The sequence below is a fragment of the Oerskovia turbata genome, from assembly GCF_000718325.1.
Lineage (GTDB): Bacteria > Actinomycetota > Actinomycetes > Actinomycetales > Cellulomonadaceae > Oerskovia > Oerskovia turbata.
Genome location: NZ_JOFV01000002.1, coordinates 148,272 through 166,774 on the forward strand (window position 1 = coordinate 148,272; position 18,503 = coordinate 166,774).

The 18,503-nt window shown below is 73.2% G+C and carries 19 protein-coding genes; 9 read left to right on the top strand and 10 right to left on the bottom strand.

Features of this window, described 5'->3' with window-relative positions; translation table 11 throughout:
* The first annotated feature begins 30 nt into the window (after positions 1-30).
* Positions 31-105: a 50S ribosomal protein bL37 gene (locus tag IE95_RS21330; RefSeq protein WP_156968370.1), complete on the top strand. Its 75-nt coding sequence runs from the start codon at positions 31-33 to the stop codon at positions 103-105.
* 135 nt (positions 106-240) lie between these two features.
* Here IE95_RS21330 and rsrA read toward each other — a convergent pair whose 3' ends face one another.
* Both rsrA and IE95_RS0102185 read right to left on the bottom strand, forming a co-directional pair.
* Entirely contained in the window at positions 241-564 is a 324-nt protein-coding gene (rsrA, locus tag IE95_RS0102180) for a mycothiol system anti-sigma-R factor (protein ID WP_084689716.1), read from the bottom strand.
* Positions 561-1,337 (bottom strand): sigma-70 family RNA polymerase sigma factor, encoded by a 777-nt coding sequence (locus tag IE95_RS0102185; protein ID WP_276319040.1) that lies wholly within the window; start codon positions 1,335-1,337, stop codon positions 561-563. The genes rsrA and IE95_RS0102185 overlap by 4 nt, the downstream gene beginning before the upstream one ends.
* Positions 1,338-1,521: 184 nt before the next feature.
* Here IE95_RS0102185 and IE95_RS0102190 point away from each other — a divergent pair, with 184 nt between their 5' ends.
* From IE95_RS0102190 to hisN, 5 genes are all read left to right on the top strand, one after another.
* Entirely contained in the window at positions 1,522-2,067 is a 546-nt protein-coding gene (locus tag IE95_RS0102190; protein WP_030149991.1) for a ferritin, read from the top strand.
* 286 nt (positions 2,068-2,353) lie between these two features.
* Entirely contained in the window at positions 2,354-2,968 is a 615-nt protein-coding gene (locus IE95_RS0102195) for a DoxX family membrane protein (protein WP_030149992.1), read from the top strand.
* A gap of 199 nt (positions 2,969-3,167) precedes the next feature.
* A complete protein-coding gene (gene aroA, locus IE95_RS0102200; RefSeq protein WP_030149993.1) occupies positions 3,168-4,511 on the top strand; it encodes a 3-phosphoshikimate 1-carboxyvinyltransferase in 1,344 nt (447 codons plus the stop codon).
* Positions 4,511-5,656: a ribosome small subunit-dependent GTPase A gene (gene rsgA / locus IE95_RS0102205; RefSeq protein WP_030149994.1), complete on the top strand. Its 1,146-nt coding sequence runs from the start codon at positions 4,511-4,513 to the stop codon at positions 5,654-5,656. Before aroA ends, rsgA begins: the two co-directional genes overlap by 1 nt.
* A gap of 3 nt (positions 5,657-5,659) precedes the next feature.
* Complete coding sequence (hisN, locus tag IE95_RS0102210; RefSeq protein WP_030149995.1) at positions 5,660-6,439, top strand: histidinol-phosphatase; 780 nt, start codon at positions 5,660-5,662, stop codon at positions 6,437-6,439.
* Positions 6,440-6,589: 150 nt separating this feature from the next.
* Here hisN and IE95_RS0102215 read toward each other — a convergent pair whose 3' ends face one another.
* From IE95_RS0102215 to IE95_RS0102225, 3 genes are read right to left on the bottom strand one after another with little or no spacing between them, the layout of a single operon-like run.
* Entirely contained in the window at positions 6,590-7,114 is a 525-nt protein-coding gene (locus IE95_RS0102215; protein WP_030149996.1) for a DUF6912 family protein, read from the bottom strand.
* Positions 7,115-7,118: 4 nt separating this feature from the next.
* Entirely contained in the window at positions 7,119-8,528 is a 1,410-nt protein-coding gene (locus IE95_RS0102220; protein WP_030149997.1) for a CpaE/TadZ family protein, read from the bottom strand.
* Positions 8,525-9,214 (bottom strand): hypothetical protein, encoded by a 690-nt coding sequence (locus IE95_RS0102225; RefSeq protein ID WP_030149998.1) that lies wholly within the window; start codon positions 9,212-9,214, stop codon positions 8,525-8,527. Before IE95_RS0102225 ends, IE95_RS0102220 begins: the two co-directional genes overlap by 4 nt.
* Before the next feature lie 178 nt (positions 9,215-9,392).
* Between IE95_RS0102225 and IE95_RS0102230 the strand changes: the two genes are divergently transcribed.
* A complete protein-coding gene (locus IE95_RS0102230; RefSeq protein WP_030149999.1) occupies positions 9,393-9,608 on the top strand; it encodes a helix-turn-helix transcriptional regulator in 216 nt (71 codons plus the stop codon).
* A 96-nt stretch (positions 9,609-9,704) separates the two neighbouring features.
* Here the strand turns inward: IE95_RS0102230 and IE95_RS0102235 are convergent, their stop codons facing one another.
* Positions 9,705-10,229 (bottom strand): hypothetical protein, encoded by a 525-nt coding sequence (locus tag IE95_RS0102235; protein WP_030150000.1) that lies wholly within the window; start codon positions 10,227-10,229, stop codon positions 9,705-9,707.
* Between the two features lie 172 nt (positions 10,230-10,401).
* Here IE95_RS0102235 and IE95_RS20800 point away from each other — a divergent pair, with 172 nt between their 5' ends.
* Positions 10,402-11,529, top strand: coding sequence for a LysM peptidoglycan-binding domain-containing protein (locus IE95_RS20800; protein ID WP_030150001.1), 1,128 nt, complete (start codon positions 10,402-10,404; stop codon positions 11,527-11,529).
* Between the two features lie 93 nt (positions 11,530-11,622).
* Complete coding sequence (locus tag IE95_RS18550) at positions 11,623-12,153, top strand: Rv3235 family protein (protein WP_129429425.1); 531 nt, start codon at positions 11,623-11,625, stop codon at positions 12,151-12,153.
* 31 nt (positions 12,154-12,184) lie between these two features.
* Here IE95_RS18550 and secA read toward each other — a convergent pair whose 3' ends face one another.
* The 4 genes from secA to IE95_RS0102265 form a co-directional block, all read right to left on the bottom strand.
* Positions 12,185-15,202 carry a preprotein translocase subunit SecA gene (gene secA / locus IE95_RS0102250; protein WP_030150003.1) on the bottom strand — a complete coding sequence of 1,006 codons (3,018 nt, stop codon included), beginning with the start codon at positions 15,200-15,202 and terminating at the stop codon, positions 12,185-12,187.
* A 185-nt stretch (positions 15,203-15,387) separates the two neighbouring features.
* Entirely contained in the window at positions 15,388-16,659 is a 1,272-nt protein-coding gene (locus tag IE95_RS0102255) for a winged helix-turn-helix domain-containing protein (protein WP_030150004.1), read from the bottom strand.
* 95 nt (positions 16,660-16,754) lie between these two features.
* The gene (hpf, locus tag IE95_RS0102260; RefSeq protein WP_030150005.1) at positions 16,755-17,402 is read right to left on the bottom strand and encodes a ribosome hibernation-promoting factor, HPF/YfiA family; all 648 of its coding nucleotides are present in this window, start codon (positions 17,400-17,402) and stop codon (positions 16,755-16,757) included.
* Between the two features lie 97 nt (positions 17,403-17,499).
* Positions 17,500-18,462: a ComF family protein gene (locus IE95_RS0102265; protein ID WP_206053315.1), complete on the bottom strand. Its 963-nt coding sequence runs from the start codon at positions 18,460-18,462 to the stop codon at positions 17,500-17,502.
* Positions 18,463-18,503 lie beyond the last annotated feature (41 nt).

Genomic DNA, 18,503 nt, shown 5'->3' on the forward strand with positions numbered 1-18,503 from the left:
AGCAGACAGAATCCGGCGTGAGGAGCAATCATGAGCAAGCGCGGACGCAAGCGTCGCAGCCGCAAGGGCAGCGCAGCGAACCACGGCAAGCGCCCCAACGCCTGATCACGAGCCCGCCAGGGCCGCGATCACGCGCCCTGCGGGCGAGTGCGACGAAAGGGCCCGTCCTCACCTCGGTGAGGACGGGCCCTTTCGACGTTCTCGGGTCCCGACGGCGCCACGCCCCCGGGGGCGCGGGCGTCAGATGCCGTCGACGACCGTCGTCGTACGCAGTACGGTGAACTGCGCCTGGATGCGCAGGCGGAGCTCCGCGGGAGCCTGCTCGTGGCACGAGCGGCGCACGAGCTGCTTGACCAGCTCCTCGGCGCTCAGCTCGGCCAGGCACGGCGAGCAGTGCGCGACGTGCGCACGCATGCGCACCTCGTCGTCGGAGGTCATCTCCGAGTCGAGGTACTCGTACAGGTGCTTGAGCGCGTGCTCGCACTCGGTCTCGCCCTCGGTCGAGTGGGGGATCGGCACGATGACCTCGTCCTGGGCCTCCGTGCCCACGTTCTGCTGACTCACGACTCACCTCCGGGGGTCTTGGCCCCCACCAGTCCTCGGTCCTTTGCGTAGTCGCTCAGGAGGTCACGCAGCTGGTGCCGACCGCGGTGGAGCCGCGACATCACGGTCCCGATCGGCGTGCCCATGATCTCGGCGATCTCCTTGTACGGGAAGCCCTCGACGTCCGCGTAGTACACGGCCATCCGGCGGTCCTCCGGCAGCTCCTGGAGAGCCTTCTTCACGTCGGAGTCCGGGAGCCGGTCCAACGCCTCGGCCTCGGCCGAGCGCAACCCCTGCGACGTGTGCGACGCCGCGCGGTGGATCTGCCAGTCCTCGACGTCCTCCGCCGCGGACTGCAGCGGCTCGCGCTGCTTCTTGCGGTAGTTGTTGATGAACGTGTTCGTGAGGATCCGGTAGAGCCACGCCTTGAGGTTGGTGTCCGGGCGGTACTGGTGGAACGCGGCGAACGCCTTGGTGAACGTCTCCTGGACCAGGTCCTCCGCGTCGGTCGGGTTGCGCGTCAGGCGCAGCGCCGCCGAGTAGAGCTGGTCGAGGTACACGAGCGCGTCGCGCTCGAAGCGCGCCGAACGGGCCGCGTCGTCCTCCGTGGAGGGAGCCCGGTGGGTGTCCTCGGCGTCATCGGCGCCCGAGAGGTCGCCTGCGCTGCTGCTGATCTGGTCCGTCATCGACAACGAGCCTAGTCCTCCTGCCGGTCGGGTGTCCGCCGAGAGCGCAGAAGGTGCGACCGCGCCGAACGGCACGACCTCGAGGCTCGGTGCGGCGGGGGCGTTCACGGCCGCTTCCGCTTCCAGTACACATGTCACGCTCAGCACAACCGCCGGGTACGCCGTGTCATTCCCGCAGGGGCCGGATCCCGCGGTTCGCGCGCTTCCCGGGGCGGGCAGAGGCAAGCCTGTGCTCGGTGAGGACAGGCAACCATCGGGTGTGCTCGGGCCCGATCCTCGCTAGCGTGACCGCATGACGACCACGACTCCCGACTCCCGGTTCCGCACACTCCTGCGCGAGCAGGTCGGCCACGAGCTCGACGCCCACCAGCAGTACATCGCGATCGCCGTGTGGTTCGACTCGCACGACCTGCCCCAGCTCGCCGCGCACTTCTACCGCCAGTCGGTCGAGGAGCGCAACCACGCCATGATGATCGTCCAGTACCACCTCGACCGTGACCTGGAGATCTCGATCCCCGGCACGGGCGCGGTGCGCAACGACTTCGACTCGGTGCTCGAGCCTCTCCAGCTCGCGCTCGACCAGGAGAAGCAGGTCACCGACCAGATCGAGGCCATCTTCCGCGCGGCCCGCGAGGAGGGCGACGCCCTCGGCGAGCAGTTCCTCCTGTGGTTCCTGAAGGAGCAGGTCGAGGAGGTCGCGTCGGCCACGACGCTGTTGACCGTCGCCCGCCGCGCCGGCGAGAACCTGTTCGACCTCGAGAACTACGTGGCCCGCGAGACCATCGGGGACGGCGGCGAGTCCGCGGACGCCCCCGAGGCCGCCGGCGGCGCGCTCTGAGCTGACGAGCCCACGGGCGGAGCCGGGCAGGTCCCGGCTCCGCCCTCGCCGTGCCGGTGCCCGTCGACGCCCCTTCCCGCCCGACGGCGCCGCTCACCCCCGGCGTTCACCGTCACGGCCTCGTCTCCTGTCCTCGATCCCCCTCCACCGGCGCGCATCGCACCGCACGTGCACGCCCGGTGGCATGCTGAGCAGCGATGGGACAGGCTGGGTCGACCGGGGGCGGCTCCGGCGTCCCCGTGCCCGCCGCTCCCACCGGCACCCGCTCGACGAAGGAGACCCACCGATGCTGCTGCGTCACGTCGCGAGGCCCATGCTGGCCTCCTGGTTCATCTACGACGGCGTGCAGGCCGCCCTCAAGCCCGCGGAGCACGTGCGCGCCGCCCGACGCGGTGCGAGCCTCGTCGGTCAGCAGCTCGGTGTCGAGGAACCGCTCAGCGAGAAGCAGGTCACGGCACTGGTCCGGGTGCACGGCGCTGCGACCGCGGTCGCCGGACTCTTCCTCGCGGTCGGCAAGGCGCCCCGGACCGCAGCCCTCACCCTCGCGGCGCTGAGCGTCCCCCTCGCGGTCGTCAACCAGCCCTTCACCCCGAGCGACGTCCCCCGCGACGTGCGCACCCGCAAGTTCGTGGGCAACCTCGGCGCGATCGGCGCGGCCCTCATCGCCGGGGCCGACTACGAGGGACGCCCCGGCGTCCGCTGGCGCGTCGACCGCGCCCGCAAGGACCTCGACCTCGCCAAGAACGCCAAGCACCAGGTCGACGCGGCCAAGCACAAGGTCGAGTCCGCGACCGACAGGGCCACGCACGCCGTGACTTCGAGCGCCCGCACCGCACGTCGCGCCGCGAGATCGGCGGCGAGCACCGCGGCCGGGAACGTCAAGGGCGCCGTCTCGCACTGAGGGCTGCACCACGGCCACCACCAGCAGTACCGGGGAAGGCCGCACCGGCTCTCCCGCCGCACCGCCTCCGGTGCCGCCGACGTGCCGCCCGCCGCAGCCCGACCGCGGCGGGTGAGCGACGCCGTCGGGCCGTGGACGGGCCCGGCCGAGGACCGGACGGAAGGCCCCCGCGAGGGCCCGGTGCCATAACCTGGGGCATGTGACCAGCGACCTTCCTGCCGCCCGCCCCGACGAGACGACCCCCGCGCTGCCGGCGTGGCCCGCACCCAGCCGGACCGGCGCGACCGCCGGGGCCCCGCTCGACGCGACCGTCGCGGTCCCGGGCTCCAAGTCGCTCACCAACCGCCTCCTCGTGCTCGCGGCCCTCGCCGACGGGCCGGGCGTGCTGCGCGGAGCGCTGCGCAGCCGCGACACCGACCTCATGGCCGCAGCGCTGCGCGACCTGGGCGTGAGCATCACCGAGGGTGAGGACCCGAGCGAGCTGCACGTGACACCCGGCGCGCTGCGCGGCCCCGCCGAGATCGACTGCGGCCTCGCGGGCACGGTCATGCGCTTCGTCCCCGCGGTCGCGGCCCTCGCCGACGGCACCGTGCGGTTCGACGGCGACGAGGGCGCACGCGTGCGCCCCATGGGGCCCGTGCTCGACGCGCTGCGCGACCTGGGCGTGCCCGTCGCGGGCAAGGACACCCTGCCGTTCACGATCACCGGACGCGGCGCGGTGCACGGCGGGCACGTCGACGTCGACGCGTCGGGGTCGAGCCAGTTCGTCTCGGGCCTGCTGCTCGCCGCCGCGCGCTTCGAGCAGGGCGTCACGCTGCGCCACACTGGCCCGACGCTGCCGAGCGTGCCCCACATCGACATGACGGTCGAGGTCCTGCGCGAGGTCGGCGTCGAGGTCGACGACTCGCGCCCCACGATCTGGACCGTCTCCCCCGGGCCGATCGCCGCGCGCGACGTGTACGTCGAGCCCGACCTCTCGAACGCCGGGCCGTTCCTCGCCGCTGCCCTCGTGGTGGGCGGCACGGTGCGCGTCCCGGGCTGGCCCGCCGTGACGACCCAGCCGGGCGCCATGATGGCCGAGCTCCTCACCGCGATGGGCGGCCACGCCGAGCTGACGGACGGCGTCATGGCCGTGACCGGGACGGGCGAGGTCCGCGGGATCGACGTCGACCTCCACGAGGCCGGCGAGCTCGCCCCGACCATCGCGGCCCTCGCCGCGATCGCCGACTCCCCCAGCCGCCTGCGCGGCATCGCGCACCTGCGCGGCCACGAGACCGACCGCCTGGCCGCGCTCGCGACCGAGATCACGCGCCTCGGCGGGCAGGCCGAGCAGACGCACGACGGCCTCGTCATCACCCCGCGCCCGCTGCACGGCGCCACGTTCCGCACCTACCACGACCACCGCATGGCGACCTCGGGCACCCTGATCGGGCTGCGCGTGCCCGGCGTGCTCGTGGAGGACGTCGAGACGACCGCCAAGACCCTGCCCGGGTTCACCGCCATGTGGGACCGCATGCTGAGCGCCGCAGGATCGGCAAGCTGATGGCGCGGCGCGTCCGCGACGAGTCCGACTTCCGCGACCGGGCGAGCAACAAGAACTCGCGCCCGCGGACCAAGCAGCGTCCCCAGCACGAGGACGCCGAGACCGGGCTCGTCACGGGCGTCGACCGCGGGCGCTACACGCTCCTGCTCGACGAGGACCGGCCGACCGAGCGCACCATCCTCGCGATGAAGGCGCGCGAGCTGACCCGCAACCGCGTGGTGTGCGGCGACCGCGTCGACATCGTGGGCGACACCACGGGCGAGGACGGGACCCTCGCGCGCATCGTCCGCATCCAGGAACGCACCTCGACCCTGCGGCGCACGGCCGACGACACCGACCCGTACGAGCGCATCATCGTCGCCAACGCCGACCAGCTCGTGATCGTCACGGCCCTCGCCCAGCCCGAGCCCCGCACCCGCATGATCGACCGCTGCGTCGTGGCCGCGTACGACGCGGGCATGGACGTCCTGCTGTGCCTCACCAAGGCGGACCTCGCCGACGCGACGCCGCTGCGCGAGCTCTACGAGCCGATCGGGGTCAAGGTCGTCGTGACGCGGCGGGTGCACGACGAGGACTCTCCTGCCGGGACCGACGACGGTGCCGGGCACGGCGGGCACGGCGGGCACGGCGACGAGCCCGGCCACAACTCCTCCGACGAGGCCGAGGACGCGTGGCGCATCGAACCGCTCGAGGCCGTGCGCGCCGAGCTCGAGGGCCGCACGTCGGTCCTCGTGGGCCACTCGGGCGTCGGCAAGTCGACGCTCGTCAACGCCCTGGTACCGGACGCGTACCGGGCCACGGGCGTCGTCAACGACGTCACGGGCCGTGGTCGGCACACGTCGACGTCCGCCGTCGCGCTGCGCCTGCCCGACACCGACGGCAACCCCGCGGGGTGGGTCATCGACACGCCCGGCGTGCGGTCGTTCGGGCTCGCGCACGTCGACGTCGAGAACCTCCTCAAGGCGTTCGACGACCTCGACGTGGTCGCCGAGGACTGCCCGCGCGGCTGCACGCACCTCGACGGCGCGCCCGACTGCGCGCTCGACGACTGGCTCGAGGCCTCCCCCGAGGACGAGAAGGCGGCGCGCACCGCGCGTGTCGAGTCGTTCCGACGTCTGCTGGCGGCGCGCACCGGTACGGTGTGAGCCATGCCGACCTACGACGACGACCTGCGCCTGGCTCACGTGATCGCCGACCAGGTCGACTCGCACACCATGTCCCGCTTCAAGGCGCTCGACCTGTCCGTGGAGTCCAAGCCGGACAACACCCCGGTCAGCGACGCCGACCGCGCCGCGGAGGAGATCATCCGCAGCCACCTCTCGCGGGCCCGCGGGCGCGACGCGATCGTCGGTGAGGAGTTCGGCGAGACCGGTCACGGCGCCCGCCGCTGGATCGTCGACCCGATCGACGGGACCAAGAACTTCGTGCGCGGGGTCCCGGTGTGGGCCACGCTCATCGCGCTGGCCGACGGCGACGAGATCGTCGTCGGGCTCGTGTCGGCTCCTGCCCTGGGCCGCCGCTGGTGGGCCGCCAAGGGCACGGGTGCGTGGAGCGGGCGCTCGCTCGCGGCCGCGAGCCGGCTGCGCGTCTCGCAGGTCGGCAGGCTCGACGACGCCTCGCTGTCCTACTCGTCGCTGTCCGGGTGGGAGGAGCGCGGCAAGCTCGACGCGTTCCTCGACCTGACCCGCGAGACCTGGCGCACGCGGGCCTACGGCGACTTCTGGTCCTACATGCTCGTGGCCGAGGGGGCCGTGGACGCCGCCGCCGAGCCCGAGCTCGAGCTCTACGACATGGCGGCCCTGGTCCCCATCGTCACCGAGGCCGGCGGGACCTTCACGTCCCTCGACGGCTCGCCCGGGCCCTGGGGCGGCAACGCCGTCGCCACGAACGGCCTGCTCCACGACGAGATCCTGGGCCGCCTCTCCTGACCGGGCCGGCCGGGCGGCTGACCGGCTGCCCGGCTGCCCGGCTGCCCGGCTGCCCGGCTGCCCGGCTGCCCGGCGGACGAGAACGGACCTGAGGTCGTCATCCGGTGGATGGCGGCCTCAGGTCCGTTCTCGGCACCTGCTACCTCAAGGTCACTTCGCGCGCGGGACGCTCTTGAGCTCCGACCAGTCGTACCAGAGCAGGTCGCGCTCGCTCACGCGGTCGAGCGCGGCGTCGAGATCCTCGTCGCGGTCCTCGTCGGCGGCCGCGAAGACCTCGGCGATGTCCGCCGCGGCCTCGGGCTCGTCGACGTGGACGCACACGATGCGCACCTCGGGGATGGACGCCGTGACGTCGACCGCGCTGGGCGCGAGGTCGTCGGCCGACTCGGCGTCGCCGGGCTGGGTCAGCGCGACCATCTCGTCGGGCACCTCGACCGTGACGACCAGGCGCTGACGGGGGGCGCCGACGCGACCGGCGATGAGCGCGAGGGAGTCGTCGGCGGCCTCGAGGGCTGCGGCGAACTCCAGGCCCTCCTCGTCCTCGTCGGGCAGCTCGCGGGAGAGGGCGGACGTGACGGCGTGGGCGGCTCGCGGAGCGAGGGACCACACGGCCTCGTCGCCGGTCACGGTGACGGCGTCGAGCTCGTCGACGGTGGCGGGAACGTAGATGCGCATGGGATCAGTGTGCCGGTTCCGGGACGCGTTCGCGTGGTCCGCCCGGCGGGGACGTACTCACGGGAGGCCCGACCGCCCCTCGCACCCGCCGGGCGAGCTCGGCGACGGCCCGTCGGACCGGGGCGTCCGGCGCGTGCTCGGCGAGGGTCCTGCCCGCGAGCAGCGCCGCGTCGAGGGTGTGCCGGTCGTCGGGGAGGACGTGCAGGTCCGTGACACCGCCGTACCGGCCGAGCGCGTCCCGGACCGCCGCCTCGGGGCGGGGCCCGGCCGCCGAGGAGCGGACCCGGTTCGCGACCACGATCCGCAGTGCCCCGCTCGTGGCGCCCGTGTCCGCCAGGTCTCCCAGGCCCCGGACGAGCCGCTGGATCCCGACGGCGTCGGATCCGCCGACGACGAGCACGACGTCCGCGGCGGCCAGCGCGCTGAGCGTCGCGCCGTTGCGCTGCGGGGCGTGCGTGTCGTACGACAGGAGCTCGTCCTGCTCGAGCCCGAACCCGCAGTCGATCACCGTCCAGTCCGCGAGCGCTCGGGACAGCCCCCAGACCACGTCGAGCGACGTCGCCGGGAGCTCGGGCCAGCGCGCGGCGCGCGTGATCCCTGTCAGGACACGCAGACGCGGCACGACGACCGGGGCCAGGCGCGCCAGGCCCGCGAGGTCGAGGGTCCCCTGCCCCGCGCTGCGGGCGGCCGCCGCGAGGCCCGGCGACTCGTCGAGCAGGCCGAGGTGCTGGGCCACCGAGCCGGCGTAGGTGTCGGCGTCGACGAGGAGCACCTCGGCGTGGTCTGCGCCCTCCGTGCCCGACGGCGCGCCCTGGTCCCGGCGGCGACGTCGCCCACCGCGTCGCGCCCGTCGGGCGCCCGCCCCGACCAGCTCGGCCGCGAGGTGCACGGCGAGCGTCGTCCGCCCGGGGGCACCGGTCGGCCCCCAGACCGCGACGATCTTCCCGGCCCGCGGGGCGGGGTCGTGCACGCCGTCTCCACCGGGCCGCTCGGTGAGGTCGCCCGACGGTGGGCCTCCCGGACCGCTGCGCTGCCCCCGCCCGTGGGCCTCGTCGCGGACGGTCGCGACGAGGACCTCGCTCGGGGTGTCCTCGTCGAGGACCACGTCGGCACCGATGGCACGCAGCCGGTCCCCGAGCCACTCCTGCCGACCGGCGAGCACGACGACCCGCACACCGCACCCGTGCAGGTGCGCGATCGACTCACGGTCGATCCCGGGGAGGTCGGCCGAGATGATCGCGGCCGTCCCGGCGCCGGCGCCGGCCGCGGCGAGCAGCTCGGTGAGGTCCGCACACCGGCGCGCCACGGCGACACCGGAACCGGGGGTCGTCAGCGCCGTCACGACCGCGGTCTCGCCGCTGCCCCGCACCGCGCACAGCACCGAGGCGACAGGAAGGGTCGCGTCGGCGGTCATGCGCTGCCGCCGGCGACGGGAACGACCGCGATCTCGCCCTCGGCCGCGAGAGCCGCGAGGACTCCGGGCAGCTCGTCCGTGGGAACCAGCACGTGGAGCGTGGTCGGCCCTCCTGACACGAGCGTCCCCCCGGACTCGGCGACCTGCGCGACCACGACCTGCGCCGCGAGCGTGTAGGGCTCGCTCCCGTCCTTCGCGTCCGCCGTCTTCCGGTCGGGCGCCGTGGCACCGCCGTCGGCGGCCGGGACGAACCAGACGTCCACGAGCGCACCGTCGGTGACCCTGTCGGAGAGCGCCCCCGCCACCGGGATCGCCACGGCACGGACCGCGAGCTCGTCCGAACCTCCCACCGCGGACCGGGCCACGAGCTCGCCGTCGCCCACCACGCGCAGCGCCACCAGGTCGTCGGGCAGCGGTCGTCCCGCGAGGAAGTACTTACCGTCCCCGGAGCCGAGGCGCACCTCGACGACCCGCAGGCTGCTCGCGTCGACGGGCTCACCGGGTGTGAGGGGGCCCGCTGCGGCGTAGACGGCGACGGTCCGGCTGGCCGACGACACGGCCCACGAGCCGAGGGCGACCGAGGCTGCGACGAGCACGAGCCCGAGGAGCAGGCGAGGGTCCCGCCAGCCTGGTCGTCGCAGTCGGGCGACGGTGGGGCTCGGCAGCGCGTCGAGAGAGGTCGTCATGAGCGTCCGTTTCGTGGTCGGGAGGTTCGTGCGGGCGGGGACGGGAGGGGCACCCCCGCAGCGAGAGCGTCAGGAGGCCACGGGGCCATCATGCCGATCGGCGCACCCCTCGCGGGCGCGGGGGGCGGTCGCCTGTGGACAACCCGGAACGGTGTCGGTGCCGTGAAAGACTGTGCCCATGTCACAGCGCTTCCTCACCCTCGCCGACGTCACGGAGGAGCTCAACATCTCTGCGGCGCAGGCCTATGCGCTGGTCCGCAGCGGTGACCTCCCGGCGATCCAGGTCGGCGGACGGGGGCAGTGGAGGGTCGAGGCGAGCGAGCTCGAGAACTACATCCAGCGCATGTACGCGCAGACCCGCACCCGCATCGACGCGGGCGACTTCGAGTCCTGAGGCCCCGCGCACGAGCGGGCGTCCTCGGCGTGGCGCGCTCGTCGCACGACGCACCTCCTGCTCCCCCTGCACGTCCTCTGCCCCCCGGCCCGTCGCCTACGACTCGCTCACGCAGAGCAGCGCTGCGAACGGGACGACACGGCTGCTTCTCGTGCCACCCGCGGTGTCCATGACGTCGAGGTGGTCCTTGCCGACCCGTGCGACGCGTCCGTCGACCTCCCCGGCGAGCGTCCGCACGCGGACGACGGCACGGTCGCGCATGAGCGCCCTCAGCAGGGTCGGCAGCCCGCGCCCTGCTCCTGTGCCGGAGGGCGCCGGGACGGCGTGCGCGGTGAGCCCGTCGAACACCGTGGTCGCGAGAAGAGGCACGACGTGGCGCCGTTTCCCGTCCTCGAGCAGGAACCAGTCGGCGGCGACTGTCCGGACCTGACCGGTCAGGTGCGAACCGTCGACGAGACGGACACCGACGGGGTGCCCCCCGATGCTCCCCCGGAGGCGGTCGGCGAGCGAGATCGTGGCCTGCTCGGCTCGGGTGAGGTCCCCGAGGACGTGGGCCTCCGCCTGGACGTCGGCGGCGTCGAGCTGTGCCTCGAGGTCGGCGAACAGCAGGTCCCAGCGCACGCCCACACCGTAGCGGTCGCCCCGGGGGTTTCGTCCAGAGGCGTCCGCTCTGCGAACTACCTCTGGACAACTGCGGAATGGTCTAGTTGGATGTAGCACGATCAAACTGCATCAAACGCGATGATCGACCCGACCGCGGGCTCGACGTCGTCGTCCATCTTCAGGGGGAAGCATGGCGCAGCACTCCGGACCCGACCACGCGAACGCACGGCGTGAGCCCCGCCGTGGCCGGCGCCTGACCGCTCTCCTCGCCCTCGCCGCCGCGACGGGCGCCACCGCAGCCCTGCTCACCCTGCGGGTCCTGACCCTCGCGGGTGACCTCCCCGCCCCTCGCATCGAGACCTATCTGGAGCTGCCGCTCGTCGGGGCGGGAGCCCTGCTCGCCGTCTGGGTGTCGATCAACTCCGCGCTCGCCGCGTCGTGCGTCCTCGTGCGCGCCGCAGGACTCCGGTGGACGGCCGGTGAGAACTTCGTCCTCCGGCTCGCCCCCGCCCTCGTCCGCAGGCTCGCCGGCACGGGCGTCGCCGTGTCCGTCGGGGCCGGGCTCGTCCTGGGGGCAGGGAGCGCGCAGGCGGTCGAGCCCGACCCGGCCGCGCCCGTCCCGGCACCGACCGTCGTCGACCTCGGCTGGCAGAGCACGTCCCCCGGGCAGCCCCTCAACCCGGAGCTTCCTCTCCCGGCCGCCGTACCGACGGAGGTTCCCGCCGGGTCCGCCCTGGACGACGCAGCGATCGTGCCCCCGCTGTCCGACGACCGGGAGACCCCCGCTGAGGGCCCAGGGACGCGGACCGTCACCCCGTCGGTCGCACCCGCCAGCCCGAGTTCCCCTGACCTGGACACACGGCAGCGGGAAAAGCCCACACCGGCGACGGACACGTCACCTGCCCACGGCGCAGGGAACCAGGCGTCAGCCCCACCTCTCAGGGTCCCGAGCACCGCGACGACGGGGCCCGGTCACGTCCCCCTCAGCGGGCTGCTGGGCGGCACGCAACGCGCCGTCCCGGCACCGCACGACGAGCCCCTGCTCACCGGCGCCCCGTCGGGCACGGCTCGACCAGACGGAACCGGGCGCTCCGTCACAACGCCGGTCGTCGGGGACGACGCCTCGACCGTCTCGGTCGTCGTCCTGCGCGGCGACTCCCTCTGGTCCCTCGCCGCGCGGGCACTCGGCGAGGGAGCGACCGACGCTCAGGTCGCCGCGGAGTGGAGACGCTGGTACGCGGCGAACGCCGAGATCATCGGCCAGGACCCCGACCTCATCAGACCGGGTCAGGTCCTGCAGGCACCCCGAACGCCCTGACCCAGCATCCAGCGCTTTCGCACCACCGACCTCGTACACCGTCCCACCGGGCGTCCGTCGACGCACCGGCCCTTGCCGACCCCAGGAGACGCCATGTCGATCACCGCCGTCCGCCCTCACGCCCGCCCGATTCGTTCCGGCGCGGCTCCTCGCCTCGCCGTTCCGGCAGCCACGCTTCCCCGATCCGTCCCGCGGGGGCCACGGGTCCTGACCTTCGGCGGCGCGCCGCAGTTCCCCGTCGCCGAGGACCTCGCCGACAACGGTCGGCCCGTCACGGCGACGACCGATCCCGTGCTGCCGGACCCGACCTCGATCTGCTGCTCGGTCGTCCGGGCGGCCGTCGAGGTCCTGCGTGGTGAGCGACCCGTGGCGCAGCTCCAGCGGTGGCTCGCACCGGACGTCTTCGACGCGCTGGGCCGGCGCGCGCTGCTGATGCAGGGCACCACCGAGCCGGACGCCGCCGCGCGGCCCGTCGTCGTCCGCCGGGCCCGGCTGGTGCGGCTCGGCGAGGCCACGGCCGAAGCCACGGTGGTGCTGGAGGACATGGACAGAGTGCGAGCGGCGGCCCTCCGACTCGAGGCCCGACGCGGCATGTGGCGCGTCGTGGTCCTCGAGATCGGCTGACCGCCGCTCGCAGGTGCCCTCGCGGGGAGGGCTACTCCTCTTCGTTCAGCCCGTGGCAGAGCTTGTACTTCTTGCCCGAGCCGCAGGGGCACTTGGCGTTGCGGGGCGTGCCGGGGAACGTGCGCCCGTCGCCCTCGACCGCGGTGGCCTCGCCGTGCAGGGCCCGGCGGGCGCGGCGCGAGCCGTCACCCGAGACCACGGCCTGACCCGAGCCGTCGTCGGCCGGTGCCGAGTACTGCAGCGGCACCCGCTCGCTCGGGCCGTCGAGGCCCTTCGCGATGAGCGTCGGCTCGGCCTTCGGGGCAGGTGCGACCGGAGCGTCCACGAGCTCGTCCTCGACGGGCTCGTCCTGAACGGCGTCGGCGTGCGCCTGCGACGCAGCCTGGACCCGTGCAGCCTCAGCAGCCTTGGCGTCCGCCGCAGCCTTCGCCGCAGCTCCGGCCGCCGCGGCGGCCCCTGCCGCCCCGGCGGTGCCGCCGAACGCCTGACCGGCCGCCGACTGCGCGGCAGCCGCGGCCGACACCGGGTTGACCGGCGACGCGTCGGGCTCGGCGACCTTGACCTCGAGGTTGAACAGGAAGCCGACCGACTCCTCCTTGATGGCCTCGGTCATGGCCTGGAAGAGCTGGAAGCCCTCGCGCTGGTACTCGACGAGCGGGTCACGCTGCGCCATGGCGCGCAGGCCGATGCCCTCCTTGAGGTAGTCCATCTCGTAGAGGTGCTCGCGCCACTTGCGGTCCAGCACCGAGAGCACCACGCGGCGCTCGAGCTGACGCATGTTCGAGCTGCCCAGCGACGCCTCACGGTCCTGGTAGGCCACGCGCGCGTCGGACAGGATCTCCTCGAGGATCAGCTCACGCGTCAGGCGCGTGGCTCCCCCGGCCTGCTCGAGCACCTCGTCGACCTCGATCGAGACGGGGTAGACCGCACGCAGCGCCGTCCACAGCGCGTCGAGGTCCCAGTGCTCCGGGTTGCCCTCGGACGTCGCGCCGTCGACGTAGGCCGTCACGACGTCGGTGATGAAGTGCTGGACCTGCTCCTGCATGTCCTCGCCCTGGAGCACGCGGCGACGCTCGTCGTAGATCACGGTGCGCTGGCGCGAGAGGACGTCGTCGTACTTGAGGACGTTCTTGCGGATCTCGAAGTTGCGCGCCTCGACCTGACCCTGCGCGCTCGCGATGCCGCGCGTGACGATCTTCGACTCGAGGGGCACGTCGTCGGGGAAGCCCGCACGGTTCATCATGGACTCGGCGAGACCCGAGTTGAACAGGCGCATCAGGTCGTCCTGCATCGACAGGTAGAAGCGGGACTCGCCCGGGTCTCCCTGACGGCCGGAACGACCGCGGAGCTGGTTGTCGATGCGGCGCGACTCGTGACGCTCGGTGCCCAGGACGTAGAGCCCGCCGAGCTCGGTGACCTCGTCGTGCTCCGCGGCCACGGCGGCCTTGGCGCGCTCGACGGCCTCGGGCCACGCGGCCTCGTACTCCTCGGGGTTCTCCGCGGCGTCGAGCCCGCGCGCGGCGAGGTCGGCGACCGCCATGAACTCGGCGTTGCCGCCGAGCATGATGTCGGTACCACGGCCGGCCATGTTGGTCGCGACCGTGACGGCGCCCTTGCGGCCCGCCTGCGCGACGATCGCGGCCTCGCGCTCGTGCTGCTTGGCGTTGAGGACCTCGTGCGGGACGCCCTGCTTCTTGAGCTTCGAGGACAGGAGCTCGGACTTCTCGACGCTCGTGGTGCCGACCAGGACCGGTTGCCCCTCCGCATGGCGCTCGACGATGTCCGCGACCACGGCGTCGAACTTGCCCTCCTCGTTCTTGTACACGAGGTCGGGCTGGTCCACGCGCTGCATCTTGCGGTTCGTGGGGATGGGCACGACGCCCAGCTTGTACGTGCCCTGGAACTCGGCGGCCTCGGTGTCGGCCGTACCGGTCATCCCGGAGATCTTGTCGTACAGACGGAAGTAGTTCTGGAGCGTGATCGTGGCGAGCGTCTGGTTCTCCGCCTTGATCTGCACGCCCTCCTTGGCCTCGATGGCCTGGTGCATGCCCTCGTTGTAGCGGCGGCCCGCGAGGATACGACCCGTGTGCTCGTCGACGATCATGACCTCGCCGTTGAGCACGACGTAGTCCTTGTCGCGCTTGAAGAGCTCCTTGGCCTTGATCGCGTTGTTGAGGAACCCGATGAGCGGCGTGTTGAGCGACTCGTACAGGTTCTCGATGCCGAGGTAGTCCTCGACCTTCGCGATGCCGGGCTCGAGCACACCGATGGTGCGCTTCTTCTCGTCGACCTCGTAGTCCGTCTCCGGGCTCAGGCGGCGGACCACCTTGGCGAACTCGCCGTACCAGCGGTTCGCGTCGCCCGACGCGGGGCCCGAGATGATGAGCGGGGTGCGCGCCTCGTCGATGAGGATCGAGTCGACCTCGTCGACGATCGCGAAGTTGTGGCCGCGCTGCACCAGGTCGTCGGTGCTCCACGCCATGTTGTCGCGCAGGTAGTCGAAGCCGAACTCGTTGTTCGTGCCGTACGTGATGTCCGCGGCGTACTGCTCGCGGCGCACGGCGGGCGTCTGGCCCGAGATGATGCAGCCGGTCGTGAGGCCCAGGGCGCGAAAGACGCGGCCCATCAGGTCGCTCTGGTACTTGGCGAGGTAGTCGTTGACCGTGACGACGTGCACGCCCTTGCCCGTGAGCGCGTTGAGGTACGCGGGGAAGGTGCCGACGAGGGTCTTGCCCTCACCGGTCTTCATCTCGGCGATGTTCCCCAGGTGCAGGGCCGCGCCGCCCATGAGCTGCACGTCGTAGGCACGCTGCCCGAGGGTGCGGCGGGCGGCCTCACGGACCGCGGCGAACGCCTCGGGGAGGATCTCGTCGAGCGTCGCACCGTTCTCGAGCCGTTCCTTGAAGCGGTCGGTCTCCTCGCGCAGCTCCTCGTCGGTCAGGTCCTCGAAGCTGGGCTCCAGCTTGTTGACCTGCTCTGCCAGGCCGGACAACTTCTTCAGGATCCGGCCCTCGCCGAAGCGCAGGACCTTCTCGAGGATCGCAGGCACGCAGTACTCCCGTATCGATCGCGCCCCCGGGCCGGACGGTCCGGGGCGAATGCGAGGCGACCACCTGGCGGCAGTCGGCTGGATCACACCACAGACCATCGTAGGCGAGTCCGGCGCGTGGGTGGTCTTCTGTCCGGTACCTGTGGTTTCGCTCTCCGGCGAAACGCACGGCCCGGGTGCGTGGGCTACCCGGCAGCCCCGGCGTCCACCCGTCCGACCTCGGCCGCGAGCGCGGGCGCCAGGTCCCCCGCCGGCCCGACGACGACGTCCGCCAACCCCAACCAGGTCGCCATGAGGCGGAGCTCGGCCGCGAGCGCCGGCGCGGTGCCCGAGTCGGCGTGCTCCTCGCGGTGCGCCGACATGACGCGGAGCAGCCCGGCGCGACGGTCCGCCTTGAGGTCGACCTTCGCGGTGATGCGGTCGCCCTGGAGGAACGGCAGCACGTAGTAGCCGTGGACCCGCTTGGCCGCAGGCACGTAGATCTCGATGCGGTAGTAGGTGCCGAAGAGCCGTTCGAGGCGCGTGCGCTCGAACACGAGGGGGTCGAACGGGCTGAGCAGCGCGCGTCCCTGGGCGCGGCGCGGGAGCACGGCGTCGCGGTGCAGGTACGTGGTCTCGTCCCAGCCGCGAACCTCGACCGGGCGGAGCACGCCGTCCTCGACGAGCTCGGCCAGCGCACGGCGCGGGGCCGGGCCCTTGAGCCGGAAGTAGTCCTGGAAGCAGCGCAGCGTCCCGACGCCGTGCGCCCGTGCCCCGATCTCCAGCAGGCGGCGGACCGCGTCCTCGTCGCTCACGGGCGGTGCGGCGAGCACCGCGGGCGGCAGGACCCGCTCGGTCAGGTCGTAGCAGCGCTCGAACGCGGCGTTGCGGCGTGCTGCCGTGATCTCGCCCGTGAAGAAGAGGAGCTCGAGGGCCCGCTTGGCCAGCGACCAGTTCCAGCCCCACTCGGCGGTGCCGCGCGCCTCGCCCATGCCCTGGGCCTCGAGGATCGCGTGGACCTCGCTCGCCGTGACCGGCCCGCGCTCGGCCACGATCTGCCGGACGTGCTCCACGACGGCCGAGTGCGAGGCCTCGACCCCGCTGATCGACCCCCAGGCCTCGGTGCGGTACGCGCGCTGGCGCCACTCCAGGAGGCGGTAGGTCTCGGGCGGGACGTAGGACGCGACGTGCGCCCAGTACTCGACGAGCCGGCGCGGCGCGCGTCCGGCCGCCCGCTCGAGCAGCGACACGTCGTAGGGGCCGAGCCGCGAGTACAGCGGGACGAGGTGGGCCCGGGCCAGGACGTTGACCGAGTCGATCTGGAGGAGCCCGAGCCGGTCCACGGTGCGCTGCACCTGGCGCAGCGTGACCTGCCGGTGCGTGGCGGCGTCGGGCCGTGGGGTGTGCAGGCCCTGCGCGGCGAGGGCGACCCGGCGGGCCTGGGCGAGCGACATCGACTCGGTCTTCACCCCACTCATCCTGCCGCGCGCCACCGACACCCGCCCGGACGCGCCGACGGGGCGGCGCCGCCTGGTCGGCGACGCCACCCCGTCGGGTCGGCTGGTGGCGGCGGTCAGCTCGCCTCGGGTACGGCCTTGGTGCCGCCGGCGCAGGACGTGTCGAGCGCGATGACCCCGTAGCTCCAGCCGCGGCGCCGGTAGGCGACCGAGGGGCGGGCGGTCTCGACGTCGACGAAGAGGTAGAAGTCGTGGCCCACCATCTCCATCTCGTAGAGGGCGTCGTCGATCGTCATGGGCTCTGCGGAGTGGAGCTTCTGACGGATGACGACGGGCGAGTCGCCGAGCTGGGTCTCGATAGCGTCCCCCGGCGCTGCCGGGTGCTCCGGCGCGGGCTCGGGGTGCTTGTCCTCCGGGATGAACGGTCGGACGTCGACGGGCGGAAGCGGGTTGTTGTTGCGGTGGTTCTTGCGACGGTCGCTGACGCGTCGCAGCCTCTCCTGGAGCTTGTTCATGGCCAGGTCGAGCGCCCCGAACCGGTCGTCTGCTGCCGCCTCGGCGCGGACGACGGGTCCCTTGGCGCGGACGGTCAGCTCGACCCTCTCGCGCACCTCGGACAGTCGGGGGTTGTTCTCGTGGGTGACCTCGACGTCGATCCGCTGGGCGGTCGGTGCGAGCTGCTCGAACTTCGCGAGCTTTTCTTCCACGTGTCGGCGGAAGCGGTCAGCCACTTCCGTGTGCCTGCCGACGACAACGATCTCCATGTGAGCCTCCGCAAAGGGTCTCGGACGCTCTCGGTGCTTCCAGAGCGTCCCGTGTGGTCCTGGGTCTGGCTCCCCCGAGGGGGATCCGGAGTACCTATCACCTCCCTGCCCGAGGACCTTGCCTCGGGTCGATCGCTCTGTGGCCGCACGGGTCCCCTACCAACCGTTCCCCGTGACGACTGGTCCCCAGGTTAACCCTCCCGGTAGGTAAAGGCAGCATCTTCGGGAGATGAACTTCAGGTGGCGAGCCACCTCGCCGTGGAGGGGGTGTCGCGGCGAGCACGACCGCACCGAGGACCCGGGCTCCGGCGTCCTCCAGGACCCGCTCGCACGCCGCGAGCGTGGCCCCGGTGGTGAGCACGTCGTCCACCAGGAGGCAGACGGTGCCAGGTCGCAGGAGGCCCTGGCGCCCCGCGCGGCGCGCGGTCCGCACTCCCCGCAGGCGCGCGCCGCGGCTCCTCGACCCCAGTCCGACCTGGTCCCGTCCCCGCCGCCCTCGCTGCGCCAGGACGGGCGCCGCGAGCGCGGGGACCCCGGCGTCCACGAGGGCGCGGGCGAGGGCTGCGGCGAGCCCCCGGACCGGTTCGGAGCCCCGGGTCCGGCGCGCCGCGCCGGACGACGGTGCGGGCACGACCAGGATGCGCGTCGGGGTGCGCGCCCACGGGCCGTCCACCTGCCCGACGGCGTCGCGCACCCAGGGTGCGACGGCGCGCCCCGCGCGGTACGCGGCCCCCTGCACGACCGTCGAGAGGTCGTGGCGTCCCCTGTCCTTCCACGCCACGACGATGCCCCGGAGCGGGCCGGCGTACGACGCGAGCGCCCACACCGGCAGCGGCGGGGTCCCGTCCATCCGGTCGAGCCGTGGGGCGTCGGCCTCGCGGCGGGTCGGGGCGCGGTCCAGGACCTGCGCGCACGCCGCGCAGAGCGTGACGTCCTGCGCACCGCAGCCGGGGCACTCGACCGGGACGAGCAGACGTGCGAGGGTGCGTCCCCACCTGCTCACGGCCGCGAAGGATCCGGGGAGGCGGGCGGGCTCGGGCGGCTGGGGGCGGTGGCGCACGGCTGCATCCTGCAGGACGTCCGGTCGGTACCCTCGTCGTC

Excerpts from the sequence above, each read along its gene's own strand:
- IE95_RS0102190 (WP_030149991.1), top strand. The coding sequence starts at position 1,522 with ATGACGACCACGACTCCCGACTCCCGGTTCCGCACACTCCTGCGCGAG.
- IE95_RS0102195 (WP_030149992.1), top strand. The coding sequence starts at position 2,354 with ATGCTGCTGCGTCACGTCGCGAGGCCCATGCTGGCCTCCTGGTTCATC.
- rsgA (WP_030149994.1), top strand. The coding sequence starts at position 4,511 with ATGGCGCGGCGCGTCCGCGACGAGTCCGACTTCCGCGACCGGGCGAGC.
- hisN (WP_030149995.1), top strand. The coding sequence starts at position 5,660 with ATGCCGACCTACGACGACGACCTGCGCCTGGCTCACGTGATCGCCGAC.
- IE95_RS0102215 (WP_030149996.1), bottom strand. The coding sequence starts at position 7,114 with ATGCGCATCTACGTTCCCGCCACCGTCGACGAGCTCGACGCCGTCACC.
- IE95_RS0102220 (WP_030149997.1), bottom strand. The coding sequence starts at position 8,528 with ATGACCGCCGACGCGACCCTTCCTGTCGCCTCGGTGCTGTGCGCGGTG.
- IE95_RS0102225 (WP_030149998.1), bottom strand. The coding sequence starts at position 9,214 with ATGACGACCTCTCTCGACGCGCTGCCGAGCCCCACCGTCGCCCGACTG.
- IE95_RS0102230 (WP_030149999.1), top strand. The coding sequence starts at position 9,393 with ATGTCACAGCGCTTCCTCACCCTCGCCGACGTCACGGAGGAGCTCAAC.
- IE95_RS20800 (WP_030150001.1), top strand. The coding sequence starts at position 10,402 with ATGGCGCAGCACTCCGGACCCGACCACGCGAACGCACGGCGTGAGCCC.
- IE95_RS18550 (WP_129429425.1), top strand. The coding sequence starts at position 11,623 with ATGTCGATCACCGCCGTCCGCCCTCACGCCCGCCCGATTCGTTCCGGC.
- IE95_RS0102255 (WP_030150004.1), bottom strand. The coding sequence starts at position 16,659 with ATGAGTGGGGTGAAGACCGAGTCGATGTCGCTCGCCCAGGCCCGCCGG.
- hpf (WP_030150005.1), bottom strand. The coding sequence starts at position 17,402 with ATGGAGATCGTTGTCGTCGGCAGGCACACGGAAGTGGCTGACCGCTTC.